Here is a 17,334-nt window from a genome sequence, read left to right as displayed (position 1 = left end):
TTTTATAAATGAAAGCTATAATATTAATGTACTACCAACCCTTTCCCGAAACTTTTATTTTAAATAAGTCTGACAGATAGTTTTCGATGTATTTTCCTGCCTCAATAGCAAGTTTTTTTTTATTTATTTCCTCTCCATTTTCTGACAATAGCAAATCAGAAGTATTCATTTTTCCTAAGCCATCTTCATTAAAAAACATATTCGTCGCTGTAACCCTATATCTTCCATCTTTCCATTCAACCAGAATATCACAGAAAAAAGGATGGTTTAAAAAAGCTGCAGTGGAAAAAAACTTCCCTCCGTATTTTTTATAATCTATGTGTGTTCTATTGAGTTTAGCGGTAATAAAGGTAGAGTGTTCTTGAATGTTTGTTATGTCCTTAATTTTTGGAATGGCTGAGATTAGGTTAGATTTAATATTTTCCTGTGATACTGAGTCTAATTTATAAATTTTCTCAAAGTATATATTTCTACTTTCAATGAAAAGATTATTGTATTGTGATTTACTACTAAATGAAATTAATAGTAATATGAATAGTAATTTTTTCATAAATATTAGAATTGTGAGGGTTTAGAGAGAGTAAGTTTAACAAGAAGTATTCGACACGTTCCAGACTTCCATACAGTCAGCCATTGTAACGTAAGCAAATCCCTTCGCTTTTTTGACAGCACATATTTTCTTCTGTGCATAATTTTTAGACCATCCCATTAGTTGGGCAATAATAGAGGAATTGACGATTGTAGAAGCACTCATATAATTTGTATGTTAAAGTTTGACAGTTCACAAAGTTATCATTTTTGATTAAGGAGAAAAAGGATGAAAACAGGATAAATGAGGATATTTTAGGCTGTATGTTTTCATGCCTTGGATTTATGTTTTCATAAGGTGCTAATTTCATCATGAAAACAAAGATTTGGAGTATGAATGAAAACAAAGTAAATAGTTCTCGCACTGTTCAAGTTGGTTGCCGTGTGCGTCCAGAGGTATCCGAATGGCTGAAAACATCTGGCAACGTGAGTGATTTCGTCAATGAAATCATAGAAGACCGTTATGAAAACAAAGTGATTAAGGTCAATGAAAACATGATTGTTCTAAAGCTGAACGATGGTGAAATCATGGATGTGAAAACATTGCTAAATGACAACCCTGAGTATGAAAACGTTGAAAACATCGCCAAAATGGCACTTTCAAAGCACGTTTTCAATGGTTTGACTTATGGATTAGATGAAAACGACGAACGTTTGCTCACTCCTGAGAGAGAGGCGCAAGCAATGGCACAGCTTCAGGAACTTTTGGATGGTCAATTGAAATCACTCCAGGATGAAAACATCCAATTGGTTAATGAAAACAAAAGGCTTCAGGATGAAATCAATGTTTTCATGAATCGTGAAAACGTTGATTTCATCTCTGAAAACATTGAAAACAACCCTGTTTTCATAAAGCTACAGAATGAAAACAAAAAGCTTCAGGACGAAATCAATGTTTTCATAAATCGTGAAAACGTTGAAAACACCCCTGAAAACATTGAAAAAAAACCTGTTTTCATCAATCTACAGAATGAAAACAAAAGGCTTCAGAACGATATCAATGTTTTCATTAATCGTGAAAACGTTGAAAACATCCATGAAAACATTGAAAACAATCCTGTTTTCATAAAAATATGGGATGAAAACAGAGCTTTGAAGTCTGAAAACGCTCGATTGAAAACAGAGGACTTGGATACTGTCTTAGCTGAAATCACACGATTTAAACTAGCTAATCAGGCAGGTTTGGATAATATGGTCAACAAAGCCCATGATTTCATGAAAAAGTATTCCGTGAAAACAGTTAGCACCGAGAAATTGAAAAATTACTACATCGAAGCCTTTGAAAACTATGAAGCAAATACTGGCAACAGTGACCCTAGATGATAATGAAAACATTGTAAGTTATCATAGTCATGGGGCAATGACCTACGAAGAATTTCAAGTGTTTTCAGACGATGCCTTGGCACTTATGGCGAAGCGAAAAGCCTATGAAAACGCTGTTTTCAACAATGAAATCAAACTAGACTTGATTGGAGGCTACCTAAGCCGAACAGGATGTTTTCGTGAAAACGGAATGATTGATTTTGAACCTGCTTTGCGTCCAGTTTTTGAAAAGTTTATCATTGAGTGGGAAGGTAGGAAAACACTGATTGGTCAAATGAAAACATTGATTTCACACAAGAAAAAGCAGGTGTTTTCATTTTTCGTTAACCTTGGATTATCTAAGGTAACCACCTATTTAGGTAAGAAAGGAATCAACCACGTAAAATCGTAGCTATGAGTTTTGCAGACGAATTAAGAAAAATAAATGAGGGATTAAGAACGGGAAATAGTATTCTCACCTCACTGAATTCTACCCCTGAAAGAGTAGCAGAACCTCCTGCACCTTCTGTGTCAGAGGGTATTTTTGAGAACCCTTTTAAGCCACCCACACAGATTCTTACACCTCAATACGTGCCAGTGATTGAAAACTCTATTTTGGAGGGCAACGCTGAACTTGAAACAGAGTTAATCTTCAGCTACGTAAAAACGGGTACGGGTGTACTACGAAATGTCGTGGCAGAGATGGCGACCGAAAGTGGAGATGAAAAGCTTGTTGAAGATTTTGAATCAGGAAAGATTCAAATGAGCGATGAGGTAAAGTCAGCACAGAAAAGAGTCGAGCAAAAGAAAAACATCTTAGCCGATGAAGGACTGGAGGATACTGATGTGATTCGAAAGTTTGTGAAAACAGTCATTTTGGAAGACCTCAAAAAGAAAGCTCGTGAAGGAAAATACCGATTGCCTTCAAAATCTTCCATGATTAGAGATTTGGTCATTATGATGAGTTCAAGCCTTATCGCTCACCATCCAGAGGCTTTATCCAATTTCACCGTAAAGGTATTTCGTAAAATTAAAGAAAAAATCACCTAGATGAATCAGAAGGGAAATGTTTGGGGCTTCTTTGGTACTAGAAACACAGGTAAAACCCATGAAGCCCTAGAATTATCATTAGACTTTCGAGTCGGTGCATATCGTAAAAATCCCAAACGGATTATCGTTTACGACCACTCCAATAATAGTTCGTACAGTGACATCAACAAGGTGATTCAAATGGAAGATTTGCAGAAAACTTTACCCAAAGATGCAGTCGTAAAAATCCAAAGTGATGACTATGACAAGTTTTCTTACTTCTGTTCCAATTATGTCAAAAATGCGGTAGTGATTTACGATGATGCAGGGAGTTTCTTTGGCTCTGGTGCAATGACCAAGGCACAAAAACAGCTTCTGAAAACACCTAAAAATAACGGTCTGGAGTTGCTACTACAGTTTCACTATTTTGGAGGTACAGAGGTTTCACCCGATTTGCTCAAGATGATGAATATGTTGGTTCTCAAAGAGACCAGTGATGATTTCAACGATCTTCCAAATAAGGTACAACCACGCAAAGAAATTGGCTATTTGTTGTTTGATATTGCGAAAGAAAACACGAAGCGACCAGAAAACCAAAAATGGACTACACGCTATTTTGACAAAGAGGAATATCGGGTCGGTATTCGCAATGAAAACATGGTAGAATGGCTCAATGGGAAAGAGTATTTTCCATTTGCCAAACAGAAATTAGAGTTCAATCCTAAATAACACCTATATGAGTGCACTTCAAGACGAAGATGAAGGCTGGAACTACGGCTTTATCTCCAAAATAATCCTGATTGTTTTTGCCATTGTGGGAATAACCGTCCTTACGTTTTCAGCGATTTTTGGTCATTTGAAACGAAAACGTAATGAAAACAAGCACGAAAACGTGAACGAAAACATTATTGAAAACATCCAACAGATTGCACCAAGCCATGAAAACATCAATCAGGAATCCCAAAACACAACTATTGGATTCGTAATCATGAAATCATGTGAGAAACGGGATGTTTTCTTATCTCAAGTAGGAATTGACGAAGGTATTCTGGATTTGGTCGTTGAAGAAAACTTTGATAAGCCCTTTGAGGAATTTGAAAACATGGATGTTTTCAGACTTGCCAGTATCATCCAAAAGGACAAAAGTATATACGATGAGCTTGATATTGATTCAAAACACGCCATCCTTGAATTAGCAAGGAATTACGATGAAAACTAAAAAGATTCTACCCAACAAGTCCCCACCTGCAAACGGCTTTGGAGACGAAAACACGAAATCATAAATTGAAAACACCATGCTAAACCTATTGCTCATTCTTTTTGTAGTCCTTTCTTTAGGGTATATAGTTTGCCAATTGGCAGAAAGAAAGGACTCTCGTTCACATCTAATCAACCCAAGTATGTTTAGAAACCCCTATCCCCTTGAAGCACCTGTCCACAACACAGAGCTATCTACTATGCAGCACTATTGTAACCGTCGGGGTCTCAAGCTCAATGAAGCCCGATACGGAAATGGAGGCTTAACCAGAGACGAAGTTTCCAAACTTGATATTGGATTTACGCCTATTCTAAAATCATAAAACGAGTACTTAACCACTATGATTAGTTTTCAACCCTCAACACTCACAGATATCTGTAAGAGTTTGAACATTACTACTGGCTCTGAGAAGAACATCCGTGCAGATGTTCCCTACCTAATCTCATGTTTGAGGGTTGAAGCTCATTGTGAAAACTTAAAAAAGTTAGGCTTTGACCCGATGAATCCTACACTTCGTAGAAAGCTTCCTTATCCTGCGATTGATTACATATATAAGGATGTTTTTAAGGTAAACTTATGAATTTTGAATGACTTGGTACTCATTGTCCTCTTGATAGATACTTATAAGTGATTTTATAGCTGCCCCACTAAATTGGAATTGTTCTTGATTTTCAGCATCAACAGTAATAATCTCATACAGTTTGAAAAGTTCCTCTCCAAGGGGCGGTTCAAAACTGTAAAAAAAGGATTTAACTTTTTCTTCTCTAAAAATTAAAGAATATATAACTTCCAAATTGAGAGTTGGATTTTTGAAATCATCTGCATAACTAAGAATAATGGTTAGAAACTGCTTATTTTTCTGAATTATGAAAAGATAAATTTCATCAATAATTTTACGTACCAATCCCTTTGAGTGCTTTTTAGGTATTGAATTTTCATTCGCTATTCCCAATACTTTATTTAAAAGTACTTGTTCCACACGCCCTGAATTTACAGTTATTTCAAGAGCATCTTTTAAGGATAAAATAAATATATCCTCTAATAACGTCAGAATATCAGGGTTGTTGATGAATATTTCTCTCTCGAACATAAAACTTAAAATATCCAATGTGACAACTGGCGAGTATTTAATTTGAGGAATAAAAATTTCTTTGACATCAACTATATCAAAAAAATGGAATTGGTATAATCCAGAAAATATTTTTGAAAGTTGAAGAAATTACTTGTGTCAGGTGAAGAGTAATTATTTGTGTAAAATTTTTCTACCAAAAAATAGAGCCCTCGCAAAATGTTTTTGTATTCAAGTTGTGAACTAAATTTCGACACAGAATACAACTTAGTTACAAGACTTTCAAGAGTTATTTCACTCATTTGACTCCAACTTTCTATTTTATCCAAAAAATGTTCAGTTTTAGCTAATTTTATAGCTTGAAATTCGACTTCATCAATCGCTTTTTCGATTAGTCTTAAGGTAAAGTATGTTTGATAATTACTGTAAGAACGAATTCCTAAAGAAGAGTTCTCATTAAGTGATAAATCTTTTGATTTGTTCGCAAAAGGTGTGTGAACGGAATCTCTATTAATGGGATTATCAAATAAAGCAAATATAAGATTAATATCTAATTTTTTGAGGTTATCGTCCTGATCCCATAGTCGCTTAGTACTTACATGATCTATCTTAAAAAAATAGAACTTATCGCTATCTTGAATATTTTTTATATTTTTTCTTATAAAATTGTGAATCGACGGATATTTATATCTGATTAGTTCTAAATTAAGAATATCATAAAACGATACTTGATTTGCTATATGGTTAAAATTTACTTTAAATACGTTCGGAAAACGAACAACATCTCTAATTGAAATAATACATTTCTTTAAAATATTATTTACATAGTCCTCTTGATAGGTAAAGTATTCTTTCACCAAATTATGATATCTTTCATCTAGTGCATCTAATAACCTTCCTTCGAGTTCTTCATAGATAATTTCACTTTCAAAATCTGGTAAACAAAATTCAGCAATAAAAATTTTCTCTAGAAAGTTCGCTCTGAAATCAGTGTATTGAGAACTCAGTACGCTCAAGATATACTCCTTATCAAAAGCCACCACAAATACAGTATTCTCAAAGTTTGAAGAGGTACGAACCAATTTAAAAATTTCAAGTATCTCATTTCCGTCCAGTCTATCTAAGTCATCAATAAATACAATGATTTTTTTGTCAATTTTATTAATCGTCGAGTTAATAGTATCATAAAGTTCATCTACTGATTTTTTACCGTACACCAGTTGGAAAAGGAAATCTAGGGCTTTTGTATAGGTATTATCCTCTGCCTCTGCAAGTTGATTTGCATACTGTCTTATCTGACTAGATAGCTTTGGATTGTATTCAGATAGAGCATTATTAAACGTATCGAAAAAGTTATTGATTAAATTTTTACTATTATGATTTTTCCATGGATTAAAATCAATAATGATGCAATCATTATTTTTTAGATTCTTTTTAATTTCATCAAGAAAAAAGCTTTTTCCTGAACCCCATGAACTTGTTATTCCAATCGCACAAGATTCTTGTTTATCTATTCTACTTTTTAAAATAGTCTTTGATATGTTCTTTGCATAGCTCTTTCGTCCAAGTAAATCTTGGTCACCATTACTTTCAAGAATAAAGCCTTCTTGATTTTTAGCTCTAGCTAATAAAGGCTTAAACTTCAGTAGTATATAGGCATCAAAATAGTTCCTAGTAAGAAGGATACAATTGAAATAAGTAATTACTATTAGAAGGTCTGTGTAATAAAGACTCTGAAAGTTATAGGTAGGGCTAAACTTCCATTCGAGCGAAAACCTTGCAACAGCGTACCAAAAACACAAGACAATAAGCAACAAAACTCTGATATTGTCTACAATGACCTTGTTTTTCCATCTGTAAAGAAGCTGAAAAATCATCAATAAGTATACTAAAGCTGTTACAATATCAAGCGACAAGGATGTTGATGGGTATTGTGATATGTAATTCTTGAATTCCTCTGTTTTTTCAAATAGCTCAATTATTCTACTTTTTGCTAAAAGAGGAAGTATACTCAAAACTGAAATAAACAAATACTCTCTATTTTGTAGAATTTGGTAAAGTTTCTTCATTGTATAGTTAAAGGTTAAGTAATTCAATTTTCAGTAAAAATGCTGAGCAATACAAATTAACAACTATTTCACTATTAATTAAAATGATAGATATGTACGAGATTTCTGTTGTTTTAAACCAGACTTAGCACCACCAAAGCGGGGTTTCAACCTAAAGGCCTTTTTACCACCGTATCTTTGTCCTGTTCATTTGAAAAAACAAGTCAATTTTAAACCTATTTTTATGGAAAATGTAAACCTATCTCCAACTGGGGAAAGTGCTTCAGACACCAACAAATCTTTAAAGTACAAGTTAAAAAACTCTGAGGGAGACTGTAATGTTTGCCTCATTGGTGGTTTAGCGTCGAAAAACCTTTTGGTTGGTAAGGTACTTACCGATGGAGCCTTTAAAGCCGTAGAAGGTGATTCTGAAGTTACCGCCACCAAGTTAGGAGAATCTATCCAACACACCTTGGATTATGATTTAGCCTATCCTCCAATGATTCACGGTGTTCGAATCAGTGTCAAATCCAATTTCAACCAACTCAAGCAAGTTGAACAACCACTCATTATTGAAACTGTTGACCGCTTCAAAAAGGCTCAACGTGTGGAAATTGAAGCCGTACACGAAAAAGGAGGCTCTTTCATCTATCCAGTGAATCAAACGATGACTCCAGACAAGGCAATGTATTTGAAATTGCTTTCGTCTATTGAAGTCGAAATCGAAGTGGTTTACGCTTAATTGCCCAATTATTCACCTATTAACGATTAAGATAATGGTTTTCGCAAAACAGTATCAAAATCAAGACACTGTTGCTAGTGTCAACTACAATGATGGGGTGGCTCGTACTATCAAAATTGTTCGAAAGAATGGCTTGTATGTAGCCCTATTGTTTGCCAGTAACCTAGCCAACAAACTTGTACCCGTAGGCAGAGAGTATTTTACTCACTCCACTATTGTCGGTAAGGTTACTTATCTCAATGGCTTTACCTCTGGTGACTTAAGCAAATTAGCCAGTGACTCCGAGTTAATCGCCGTAGGGTTAAAAGCCAACGCAACCGCAATGGAATACACTCAATTCAACTCGACCGAGTTTGATGCTACGGGTTATATCGAGCCACAAGCTCAATTGCAGGATCCCAATTTGATTAAAGTGATTGCCTATGCTAAAAGACTGGCTAACATTTTAGAAAACAACAACATCGCAGTTCCTGCACTCTAAAAATTCAATTTCAACAATTTAATTCTAAACCTATAATGGCAACAGCTTCATTAATTAACATTCACGCTTCAGGTTCAGTGAAGCAAGGCGAAGTACTATTTGCAATTGATTTCGGTGACAGCTCAATTTGGACTTACGCTTTAGTCGATTTCAATGGTACTAAAGTAGCATTCGCAAAGCATAGCTCAAACAACATATGGGCACCTTTGACACAGGAGATGATTGCAAGCTCTGGTTGGTTGAATGATTCAGCAATCAAAGATTTCATCAACCAAATCAAAGTATATGCACTCAACCAAGTTGCTGCAGTTGGTAAGGCTTACACTACCGAAGGAGGCAAAGAAATCGGTATCTACGCCGATGGTAAAGGTAATATCTCTTCAACCCCAGTAACCGAGAAAACCACAGAGGATACTTTGAAAGAACTCTTTAATGGTTCGAGTCCTAAAGGCGGTTCAGAAACTGGCTCAGACCCTGCAACCCCATTCTACAAAAAGCCACTCAACTGGTTGATTTTTGCGGGTGCTGTTCTTTTAGGATACCTTGGCTATAAAGCCTTGAAGTCAAACGACGAAGACGAAGATTAATCAAACCTTGGAAGGACTCTGTAAAAGATAGAGTCCTTCTATTTACACAAAATCAGTATGGCAATTGATGTAAAGAGTGTGCGTATAGGAATGTCCGTCAAGACGGCATCACCCAATTACGGATACGTAAAATTGTATGATGGTGCTGATTGGGATGAAGATTCTCCAACGAAAATTGACTTTGGTAATGTAGTCAGCAAAATGAATAATGGACTGCAACTAGGTATTATTCAAGATGTATTTGAAGATTCAAAATTGGCATTGGTACAGTTGTACAAGCCCATTCTTTATATGCTTAAATACCGTGCAAATGTCATTGTTCCGTTATCAGATATTTCAACCATCTCGACACCAACAGTCGTTTCTGGCACTAAAAACTACTACTGTACAGGTGATTCAGTACGAATCCGAAACGGTGCGAGTTTGACCTCAACAGTTAAAAACCAAGTGAATAAAGGTGACTTGATTGGTCAAAGTGATGGAAAGGTAACAAACGGCTTTTTGAAGTTTAATTTAGCGTTAGGTGGTGTTGGTTATGTATCGGCTCAGTATTGTTCTTTGGTTAAACCAAGTCCGACGGTACAGGTAGTCAAGAAATCTGTACAGAAAACTACTTCAACAGGAGAAACCAAAAAAGTAGAAGTATCCAGTGTATCAACGGGTGAAGGATGGTCAGTAAAGGAGCTTATTATCAAGGGAGCAATTACTGCATTAGTCGGCTTTGTAACCGTTAAACTATTGAGTGGAATCTTTAAAAGGGGAGGTAATTAGTGAAAGGAGCTTTAAAATCAGCCATAGATGGCATCGGTACTGGAATTAAATTCCTTACTGCATCAAGGTTCTTTTGGTACGTATTGTTTGCCTTTATTGCCTATTTGGGCTATCAGAGGCTAACCAAACCCAAAGAAGAAACCTTTCTTGAATTACCCTTGCCAGACTCAGGCAGTGGCATTCCCAAAGGTTGGAATCCAAACCCATTAGTGGAAGAATTCCACGCCTATTTTGATAGTTGGTTTGGCAATTCTGATGACTTGAGAGATTCTTACACCAAGGCGCTGTCATTGACCAATGACCAATTTCACTATATGGTGCAAACCTATAATGCCAAATATGGCAAAAAGGATTCGGCTACCTTATGGACACGTGTCACCAGTTGGAAAAAGATTCTTTTCTCATGGAGTGGAGACCAACAGCAACGCATGGAGAATCGTATGATTACCTTAAAACTCAATTATTAAACTATGAATAACCAATCTGGAATTTTAGGGAATCTAGGTACTGTAGGCGCAAACATCAACGTACAATTTGACACAGCTAGCACCTTGAAATTAGGTGCTACGGCACTAGGTTCAGGGATTTTGTTGATTGTGTTTGCAAGACTTATTTCCCGTTGGATTTAATATGGAAATACTACCTTTCGAATGGCTGACTTTTAGAAATCCCTTTGGGTTTATCTCGAAAGTTCGAGAGGTGTCAGCCAAACTACAAATCAAACCTGAATGGCTTATGCTAGTGATTTGGGTAGAATCTAGGTTCGATTCGCAAGCAACGAATAAAAGTAGCAATGCCTTCGGACTCATTCAGTGCTTACCATCGACACTTGCAAGATTAGGTTACACATTGGAACAGGTAGAAGGCAAATATGGAGAGTGGCAATTAGAACACTTGGTATTACCTTATCTCAAACCCTACGTGGGGAAAATGAATTGTGCCTATGATGTGTATTTAGCTGTTTTCAGTCCTGTTTGTTTGGGCAAAAGTGATGGTTATGTCATAGCCTTGGAACACGAAAAAGCGTATCGTGGCAACAAAGTACTCGATACTGTTTATGGTGACCACGATGGTAAATTAGAGGTCATTGATGTCAAATGCTTTTTTAAGCAAGCAGTTACCAAGGCAATCAAATTGCACAAAAAAGACCGTAAATACGCTAGTAAAATACCTATATTCTATGAGCCTAGTCTATATTGAGAAAATCCCTTCATCACTACGCACTGCATTTGAAAACACAATCAGAGCGATATGTGATGACTTGGGAATAGCCAATCCAGACTGGCTCATGATAGTAATGTGGGCTGAATCAAGACTGAATCCACAAGCAAAGAACCCAAGCAGTACCGCAACGGGTTTGATTCAGTTCCTAGAGGCAATCGCACGATCCATCGGCACGACAACGGCGGCACTGGCAAAGATGAATCATGTGCAACAGTTGCCGTATGTCAAAGCCTATTTACAACAAGCTATCAAAAGCAGAGGAGTACCAAAGGACGCTTATCAGTTGTATTTCTTGGTTCATTTTCCTTCTGCTTTCGGTAAATCAGATACAACGGTTCTATACCGTGCAGGTTCGTCTGCATACAGTGCCAATCCGCTCGACTACAACAAAGATTCAGTGGTCACGGTGGCAGAAGTAAAAATATTCCTACAGAAGGCTTGTCCAGTCGGCTACGACATAAACAATTTGGAAAAGAAAGGGTCGCTTAGTTCCCAAACTGGCAAGCTTCTTTTGTGGGTATTAGGAATCTCATTCTTTGCATTAACAGGCTATTTCATGTACAAGCCCGATTCATGGGAATCATTCAAAGAATGGATTAAGGATTTTATCAAACATTCCATTCGAGGAGTACGACATGAATTTAGCTAGGACAATTTTATACACCGACTCAGATATGCTACTTGAAATCCCATTTTTGGGTTTTATTATGCACGATTTCTCAGACTTAGCCCAAGGAGGCTTTTTCCTACTTTCAGCGGTATATGTTTACTGGAAGATAAAAAATGAAAAGCTCAAGCACCAAAAAATCAAGGAAGGAGAACACCTCAATGAAGAACCATCAGACGACTAAACCGATGAACGATAAAGAAGAATTGAGACAGGAGATTCTGCAGTTAAAAATGTTGATGGAAAAGCAAGCCCAACAAAATCAGAATCCCCAACAGGTTGCCGACAAAAATGGACTCCAGAAGTTCTTTCAAGTAGCCTTACAAAACCCTAAAACTACTGTGGCAGGTTTAGGCGTTTTAGTGCTTCAGCTCGTAAAAGTATTTATGCCAGAAATGGCAGAAAAGGTTGAGATGACCTCAAAACTTTTAGAAGGTTACATTGGAGTTCAAGCCTTGGACGCTTCAGCTAAACCAAAGCCAGAAGCTCACCAAGAAGAAATGTTAGGATAGTATGTTTTTGATTGCATTCAAAGATTATCGCCACGACAACGAAATTACCGACAAGGTAATGAAGGTATTTCTAAGGTCAGAAATCATCCACTGTGAGTTGATTTTTTCAGATGGAAAAGTTGCTTCATCCGATATGTATAGAGGCGTAGGGATTTACGAAGAGGATAAAAACCGTAACCACGATTTTTGGGAGTACTACGAAATTCCGTGGTTCTATGAAACAGAGGCACGAAAATACGTAGCACGTAAATACGGAAAACCGTATAACTGGGCAGGGGTACTTGGAAGTATGCTATATCCAATGGGTTTGTCTAATGATGGTTTCTATTGCGCTGATTTATGTTATGTAGCACTTACCAAGGCAGGCATGGACTTGCCACACCATGACCCTGAGAGTGTTTCACCCGATGATTTGAGAATAATGATTCAGAAGATTTGTAAACGTTATTACCCAAAATAAAACTATGTATCTCACACTTGTTCGCATAGGTTCTTTTCTGGTTGGATTGTCAATTGTGCTTTTCTACATAAGTGGTACGACACTCAACTTTATCCAACTGAGAAAAGAAAAGGAGTTGCGAAAATTAAACAAATATGAATAATGGCTAAACTTACGATTGGCGAATTATTGCTCACCAACAAGGAAAATATCTACGCTTATGCAGCCAAATTGCCAACAGGTCAAAAGTATGACTTTATGGCAAAAGACGAACCTATTTGGATTCTTAATTCGGAAAACTGTATTCCTGACCCTGATGTAAAACTTCATGCTTATGTGGGCGATGCTCTTAACACACCCGAACAGAAAATTATGAAGATGTGGGCAAGAAAATTCAGTTATGTTGGGACGTACACAGGGCGAACAGAGATTGTTTCAGGCGTAGTATTCCACCAAGTTGAAGGCTCTCTTTATGTTTACAACCCTTATGTGAACAAAGACTCATTTTTGAAAAATGCGCTCTATTGGGTAAAAGCTTCAGAGGTGTTGGGAGAAAATGAATATAAGGAACTTGCCTTGACGAATGCAGACCTTGAAAAACAGAAAAATCAAGCCAACTCAGAAAACCCTGAAGCACCCAATAACCAAAAAGGTGTCGGTGGTTCAGGAACAGGAGGTTCAAGTGATTCAAATGGCTCAGGTCAATCTAGTAAAACAGGTCTAATCATTGGGCTTGCTCTTTTGGTTGTTGGTGTTGGTGTCGCAGTTTGGGCTTTTCTTAGAGGTAGAAAGGAGGAAGCATGAAAAAGAAAGTAGATACCTCACAAGGCTTGAATACATCGTCTGAAAGCCAGACTACGACCGTTCAAAACCAGAAGACCAAGGCAGGACAAGCTATTTCGTCCATCTGGACAGGAATCAAGAATATCTTTACAGGAAAAACAGCCTCACCCGTGACCGCTACAGGCACAACCCTCGAAGTAAAAGACAATCAAGGGAATGTGGTAGCTAGTAAGAATACCAACACCAATTGGGGCGGTATTTTGGCAGGTGTAGGACTTTTGTTTACCTCCGTCTTTCCAAATGCCATCGACACAGGAACGAATAACACTCAACCAGACCCAAGTGTTCAACAGAAGCAATTAGAGCGAACAGGGCAAAACGTAGTAATAGTTATAGTAATCGGAGCGGTGGCATTGATTGGCGGTTTGATTTACGCATTCAGAAAGAAAGATGATTAAGATTGCCGTAATATCCAATGTAAAAGAGATTCAGGGAGATGGGCTTGAAAAGATGGTAAATGCTATCAACAAGCAACTCTCCCTACATTTTGCGCCAGTGTGGGCTGTAGAATCTCAAGCGGTGGTTTTCCAAGACGTAAAGACCGCAAAAAGCCTTGGTTATTATCCAGTTACTATCCAGTACGAAATTGATGAACCCACCTTGGGAGGCTATCACGCTGTAGGTGATGATGGCATACCGTATGGATTAGTCAAATACTCAAGTCGAACATCCTATGTGCTGAGTCATGAGATTATGGAAATCGTTCATAATCCTTTTTTGAAAAAGTTCAGAAAGACCACAGGATACAAAGAGAATGAAGATGATCCATTATTTGTCGAAGAAGTAGCAGACGCGACCGATGGGAAAGGATATTTGATTGATGGCTTTGAAGTCTCGAATTTTATTACTCCAGACTGGTTTAATAAAACCCATCAAGAAGGTATCAAATATGACTATCTAGGTCTTTTGAGTCGTCCAAGGGAGCTTTACGAAGGTGGGTATATCAGTTGGATGAATGTACGTGGTGAGTACTGGCAAGCCGTTTTAACAAAAGGGAAGCTACTTTACCGAAAGCTTACAGGACAAACAGTAGCAAGCCAGACGAAGGATAATCCAATGGTTTATGTATTAGGATTCTTAGGGCTTTGCGCTCTTTATTTAGTTTATCGTATCATCAAAAAATCTAAACCTATTTAATCTATGGCAAAACAAGAAAAGCCAAAGGCTAAACCAAAGGGCAAAATTATCGAATTTAAGCCCGAAAAAAAGAAAACTAAGCCCAACTATACTCCAAGCCAGTTAAAGGCTCAGGAGAAGGTCAAAAAGGTCAATAAAGTGGCAGTAAAGAAAATCTACGATGCTGGCAAAGCAGGGAAAGAGATACCCACATGGAGAAAAGCCTTGCGAGAAGCCGCTAAAGAAGTCTACAAATAACCAATTCTAAACCTATCAAGAAGCCTTGTCCAAAGATTGGGCAAGGCTATTTTTTATCATGAGAAAGAAGATGATTTATGTTTTACTAATGGTGCTACTGATTTTGACAGCTATAGCACTAGCATTTAAAAAGGTCTTTGAGCGGTTAGATGAAAAGGTTGAAAGCACGGACACGAATACAGCACCCGCACAGGCATCTATTTTGTACGTTCCAACCTCATCAAATGATTCATCCCTGCAAGCTAAGATTTCAGAGCTTGAAAACCTGACAGAAATCGCTTTGATGGCAGGGGAAAACATTGGATTTGGCAAAGTGGTAGCGATTCAAAACGGAACTGTTTACCTATTTGACCCTACCGATGAAGATATGTACAACCTAGCTATTGGAATTGCCAAAACAAGTGCCGTTTCAGGCAATTTGATTCGTGTAGCCTTGGCAGGGAAGATAAGCGGATTTACTGGCTTGACTGCTAATAAAATGTACTTTGCCACACTAAACGGAGAAATCACCCCAGTACAGCCAGAAAAAGGGATGATTAGAAGTGTTGGATTTAGTGTGTCAACAACGGAACTAATCACAGACTTTAGTCAAAAATACTTGTATGACAGCATTTAACGGAAAACTACTAACCTATATTGAGGGTAAGAGTATCTTACTAGACCCAAGTAGTCAGAAGGCTACTGAAATGATTCTTAAATCATCTAAGAGAAGTTTAGTTTCAGTCAATGAGGTAATATATTTACCTGAAAGCATCGTAAAAATTCAAAAAGAATTTTTTATTACGGATGAGGGCAAAACAGGACGTCTTTATTATGACGAAAACGACCATGAAAGTCTACATGATGGTATCACAACATTTGTGACTGTTTGGGGTGGACGATTAAAAAGAAGATTTGAGGAGAAGGTTGATGTAAGAAAGTTTGGAGCTATTGCCGACTACGATAAAAATACAGGAATCGGCACAGATAACACAGAGGCATTTAATAAGTGTAATGAATTTTGTGCAATAATGGGATACACCATGTACATCCCTGCTGGAGATTATGGACTGAGGTACCAAAACCTTAAAACGGCTAATATCAAAGGTGAAGGGATGGATAAGAGTAGACTTTTTGCTCAAACAAGTACAGAAACAGGTTTTTTTCGTATAGCGGTTGCACCTCTTCAACAGGTCAACTTTTCGGATTTTCGTCTGGTTGGGAAAAATGGAAGTGCCACACATGGAATGTATCTCAAGGGGGTTGCTCAAAATATTCCAGCTTATACTGGCGGTGTTTGGTACTCTAATTTTACCAATATCACTGTTGAAAATTTTGTAGGTAATCAATGGCACATTGAGGCGATAGATGTAAACATAAACGGACAGTTAGGAGACTTAGCAAACCAATTTGTTAATCTTACGAATTGCAATGGATACAAAGTTAATTCAACTACAAGTCGTAGTTTATATATTCTTGGTCAAGCAGGTCAAATGACCTTTACGACCTGTAGCTTCGATGGTCAAACTAGTTTTATGCCATTTCAACAAGGACAAACCAACGTTGAGATTCGAAAGAATATTGCCACCGACGATAATGTGTATTGCCTAAATTTTGTGAATTGTACTATCCAAAATTCACACAAGGGTATTTACACCTATTCAGTTAGAGGAGTCAACTTGTTTGGTTGCTATTTTGAAAATGTAAGTGTGAGTATAGAAGCAGGTGATGCGAGTTGTATCAACCTAAAAAATCCAACTTTTGCAAACGGTGCGAATTCAAGTTTTACGGCTGGGCTTAACACAGGAGATGGTTGTTTACTAAAAGCGGGACCAGCCTCATTCATTGCTTCAGATGGGGGTATCGTAATTGGGACTTGTGAAAATGTAACCAAGGGAGCTTCAACAAACTTTGGTTTTTCTGTAACTAATCTTTTTTCACCCTCAGGAGATCCTTTAAATTACTCTGGTACAACTATTCAAATGAATAGTGCAGGTAATTTAAGTACTTATAATAGACAAGATATTCTATTAAATAGCTCTTCTTCTCCTATTACATCAATTTCGTCGGCACTTGGAGTCGGACAGTTCCTTAAACTTCGAATATTTGAAAATGGTACACCAAATGGATTTGTAGAATTTGCAACAGGAGGAAATATAATACTTCCCAATGGTCGTACAAGCGTGCTATTTCGTGCAAACCAAACAGCAGTTTTCGTACGTCAGGATCTTGCAGGTGGTTGGGTTTTACTCAATGAACCTGCCATACTTCACAAAACGTCAGCACCTCCTACTGGTACTTGGAAAAAAGGCGAGAAAATATACAATCTAAATCCAACTGCCGATGGCTGGCTAGGGTGGGTATGTATCAGTGACGGAAGCCCAGGCGTTTGGAAAGAATTTGGAAAAATTAACTTATAAA

28 protein-coding genes are annotated in these 17,334 nt (G+C 37.3%); 24 read left to right on the top strand and 4 right to left on the bottom strand.

The genetic code is table 11. From position 1 onward, the window contains the following. Positions 1-31: 31 nt before the first annotated feature. Together BWI92_RS16670 and BWI92_RS27375 are read right to left on the bottom strand one after the other, a co-directional pair. Positions 32-550 (bottom strand): hypothetical protein, encoded by a 519-nt coding sequence (locus BWI92_RS16670; RefSeq protein ID WP_095164523.1) that lies wholly within the window; start codon positions 548-550, stop codon positions 32-34. A 36-nt stretch (positions 551-586) separates the two neighbouring features. Then, positions 587-754: a hypothetical protein gene (locus BWI92_RS27375; protein ID WP_176464460.1), complete on the bottom strand. Its 168-nt coding sequence runs from the start codon at positions 752-754 to the stop codon at positions 587-589. Between the two features lie 146 nt (positions 755-900). On the opposite strand from BWI92_RS27375, the gene BWI92_RS16665 reads away from it, so the two are divergent. From BWI92_RS16665 to BWI92_RS16640, 7 genes are all read left to right on the top strand, one after another. Beyond that, a complete protein-coding gene (locus tag BWI92_RS16665) occupies positions 901-1,911 on the top strand; it encodes a hypothetical protein (protein ID WP_141234817.1) in 1,011 nt (336 codons plus the stop codon). Beyond that, positions 1,877-2,302, top strand: coding sequence for a hypothetical protein (locus BWI92_RS16660; protein WP_141234816.1), 426 nt, complete (start codon positions 1,877-1,879; stop codon positions 2,300-2,302). Before BWI92_RS16665 ends, BWI92_RS16660 begins: the two co-directional genes overlap by 35 nt. Positions 2,303-2,304: 2 nt before the next feature. Further along, positions 2,305-2,940 carry a hypothetical protein gene (locus tag BWI92_RS16655; RefSeq protein ID WP_095164517.1) on the top strand — a complete coding sequence of 212 codons (636 nt, stop codon included), beginning with the start codon at positions 2,305-2,307 and terminating at the stop codon, positions 2,938-2,940. Next, entirely contained in the window at positions 2,941-3,648 is a 708-nt protein-coding gene (locus BWI92_RS16650; protein WP_095164515.1) for a hypothetical protein, read from the top strand. It begins immediately after the preceding gene. Positions 3,649-3,655: 7 nt separating this feature from the next. Next, positions 3,656-4,138 carry a hypothetical protein gene (locus BWI92_RS16645; RefSeq protein ID WP_095164513.1) on the top strand — a complete coding sequence of 161 codons (483 nt, stop codon included), beginning with the start codon at positions 3,656-3,658 and terminating at the stop codon, positions 4,136-4,138. Positions 4,139-4,214: 76 nt separating this feature from the next. Further along, positions 4,215-4,499, top strand: a complete 285-nt coding sequence (locus tag BWI92_RS27035) for a hypothetical protein (RefSeq protein ID WP_141234815.1) — start codon at positions 4,215-4,217, stop codon at positions 4,497-4,499. 18 nt (positions 4,500-4,517) lie between these two features. Further along, the gene (locus BWI92_RS16640) at positions 4,518-4,757 is read left to right on the top strand and encodes a hypothetical protein (RefSeq protein ID WP_095164511.1); all 240 of its coding nucleotides are present in this window, start codon (positions 4,518-4,520) and stop codon (positions 4,755-4,757) included. On the opposite strand, the gene BWI92_RS16635 is transcribed toward BWI92_RS16640, so the two are convergent. Further along, a complete protein-coding gene (locus tag BWI92_RS16635) occupies positions 4,752-5,267 on the bottom strand; it encodes a hypothetical protein (protein WP_141234814.1) in 516 nt (171 codons plus the stop codon). The two genes, BWI92_RS16640 and BWI92_RS16635, sit on opposite strands and share 6 nt — an antisense overlap. Before the next feature lie 71 nt (positions 5,268-5,338). Then, positions 5,339-7,315, bottom strand: a complete 1,977-nt coding sequence (locus BWI92_RS16630) for a P-loop NTPase fold protein (protein ID WP_095164507.1) — start codon at positions 7,313-7,315, stop codon at positions 5,339-5,341. Between the two features lie 223 nt (positions 7,316-7,538). Between BWI92_RS16630 and BWI92_RS16625 the strand changes: the two genes are divergently transcribed. The 17 genes from BWI92_RS16625 (at position 7,539) to BWI92_RS16550 (ending at position 17,333) form a co-directional block, all read left to right on the top strand. After that, on the top strand, positions 7,539-8,036 hold the full coding sequence (locus BWI92_RS16625; RefSeq protein WP_095164505.1) for a hypothetical protein: 498 nt from the start codon (positions 7,539-7,541) through the stop codon (positions 8,034-8,036). Positions 8,037-8,070: 34 nt separating this feature from the next. Continuing rightward, entirely contained in the window at positions 8,071-8,517 is a 447-nt protein-coding gene (locus BWI92_RS16620) for a hypothetical protein (RefSeq protein ID WP_095164503.1), read from the top strand. A 35-nt stretch (positions 8,518-8,552) separates the two neighbouring features. Then, positions 8,553-9,104 carry a hypothetical protein gene (locus BWI92_RS16615; protein ID WP_095164501.1) on the top strand — a complete coding sequence of 184 codons (552 nt, stop codon included), beginning with the start codon at positions 8,553-8,555 and terminating at the stop codon, positions 9,102-9,104. Between the two features lie 57 nt (positions 9,105-9,161). Beyond that, a complete protein-coding gene (locus BWI92_RS16610; protein ID WP_095164499.1) occupies positions 9,162-9,875 on the top strand; it encodes a hypothetical protein in 714 nt (237 codons plus the stop codon). Then, complete coding sequence (locus BWI92_RS16605; RefSeq protein WP_095164497.1) at positions 9,875-10,342, top strand: hypothetical protein; 468 nt, start codon at positions 9,875-9,877, stop codon at positions 10,340-10,342. Before BWI92_RS16610 ends, BWI92_RS16605 begins: the two co-directional genes overlap by 1 nt. Before the next feature lie 3 nt (positions 10,343-10,345). Further along, the gene (locus BWI92_RS27370) at positions 10,346-10,504 is read left to right on the top strand and encodes a hypothetical protein (protein ID WP_176464459.1); all 159 of its coding nucleotides are present in this window, start codon (positions 10,346-10,348) and stop codon (positions 10,502-10,504) included. 1 nt (position 10,505) lies between these two features. Beyond that, positions 10,506-11,075 carry a transglycosylase SLT domain-containing protein gene (locus BWI92_RS16600; RefSeq protein ID WP_095164495.1) on the top strand — a complete coding sequence of 190 codons (570 nt, stop codon included), beginning with the start codon at positions 10,506-10,508 and terminating at the stop codon, positions 11,073-11,075. After that, positions 11,056-11,748: a transglycosylase SLT domain-containing protein gene (locus BWI92_RS16595; protein WP_176464458.1), complete on the top strand. Its 693-nt coding sequence runs from the start codon at positions 11,056-11,058 to the stop codon at positions 11,746-11,748. Before BWI92_RS16600 ends, BWI92_RS16595 begins: the two co-directional genes overlap by 20 nt. A gap of 25 nt (positions 11,749-11,773) precedes the next feature. Further along, positions 11,774-11,950, top strand: a complete 177-nt coding sequence (locus tag BWI92_RS27365; RefSeq protein WP_176464457.1) for a hypothetical protein — start codon at positions 11,774-11,776, stop codon at positions 11,948-11,950. A 4-nt stretch (positions 11,951-11,954) separates the two neighbouring features. After that, entirely contained in the window at positions 11,955-12,278 is a 324-nt protein-coding gene (locus BWI92_RS16585) for a hypothetical protein (RefSeq protein WP_095164489.1), read from the top strand. A gap of 1 nt (position 12,279) precedes the next feature. Beyond that, entirely contained in the window at positions 12,280-12,738 is a 459-nt protein-coding gene (locus BWI92_RS16580; RefSeq protein WP_095164486.1) for a hypothetical protein, read from the top strand. Between the two features lie 141 nt (positions 12,739-12,879). Next, entirely contained in the window at positions 12,880-13,521 is a 642-nt protein-coding gene (locus BWI92_RS16575; protein WP_095164484.1) for a hypothetical protein, read from the top strand. Then, positions 13,518-13,958 (top strand): LPXTG cell wall anchor domain-containing protein, encoded by a 441-nt coding sequence (locus BWI92_RS16570; protein ID WP_095164482.1) that lies wholly within the window; start codon positions 13,518-13,520, stop codon positions 13,956-13,958. The genes BWI92_RS16575 and BWI92_RS16570 overlap by 4 nt, the downstream gene beginning before the upstream one ends. Beyond that, positions 13,951-14,697 carry a hypothetical protein gene (locus BWI92_RS16565; RefSeq protein ID WP_095164480.1) on the top strand — a complete coding sequence of 249 codons (747 nt, stop codon included), beginning with the start codon at positions 13,951-13,953 and terminating at the stop codon, positions 14,695-14,697. Before BWI92_RS16570 ends, BWI92_RS16565 begins: the two co-directional genes overlap by 8 nt. A gap of 3 nt (positions 14,698-14,700) precedes the next feature. Beyond that, positions 14,701-14,934 carry a hypothetical protein gene (locus BWI92_RS16560; protein ID WP_095164478.1) on the top strand — a complete coding sequence of 78 codons (234 nt, stop codon included), beginning with the start codon at positions 14,701-14,703 and terminating at the stop codon, positions 14,932-14,934. Positions 14,935-14,992: 58 nt separating this feature from the next. After that, positions 14,993-15,550 carry a hypothetical protein gene (locus tag BWI92_RS16555; RefSeq protein WP_095164476.1) on the top strand — a complete coding sequence of 186 codons (558 nt, stop codon included), beginning with the start codon at positions 14,993-14,995 and terminating at the stop codon, positions 15,548-15,550. Then, a complete protein-coding gene (locus BWI92_RS16550; RefSeq protein WP_095164474.1) occupies positions 15,537-17,333 on the top strand; it encodes a hypothetical protein in 1,797 nt (598 codons plus the stop codon). Before BWI92_RS16555 ends, BWI92_RS16550 begins: the two co-directional genes overlap by 14 nt. Position 17,334: the final 1 nt, after the last annotated feature.

This window comes from Flectobacillus sp. BAB-3569 (genome assembly GCF_002270355.1).
Classification (GTDB): Bacteria; Bacteroidota; Bacteroidia; order Cytophagales; family Spirosomataceae; genus Flectobacillus; species Flectobacillus roseus.
The sequence above is the reverse complement of the archived record's forward strand: the minus strand, read 5'-3'. Positions and strand labels throughout refer to the sequence as shown.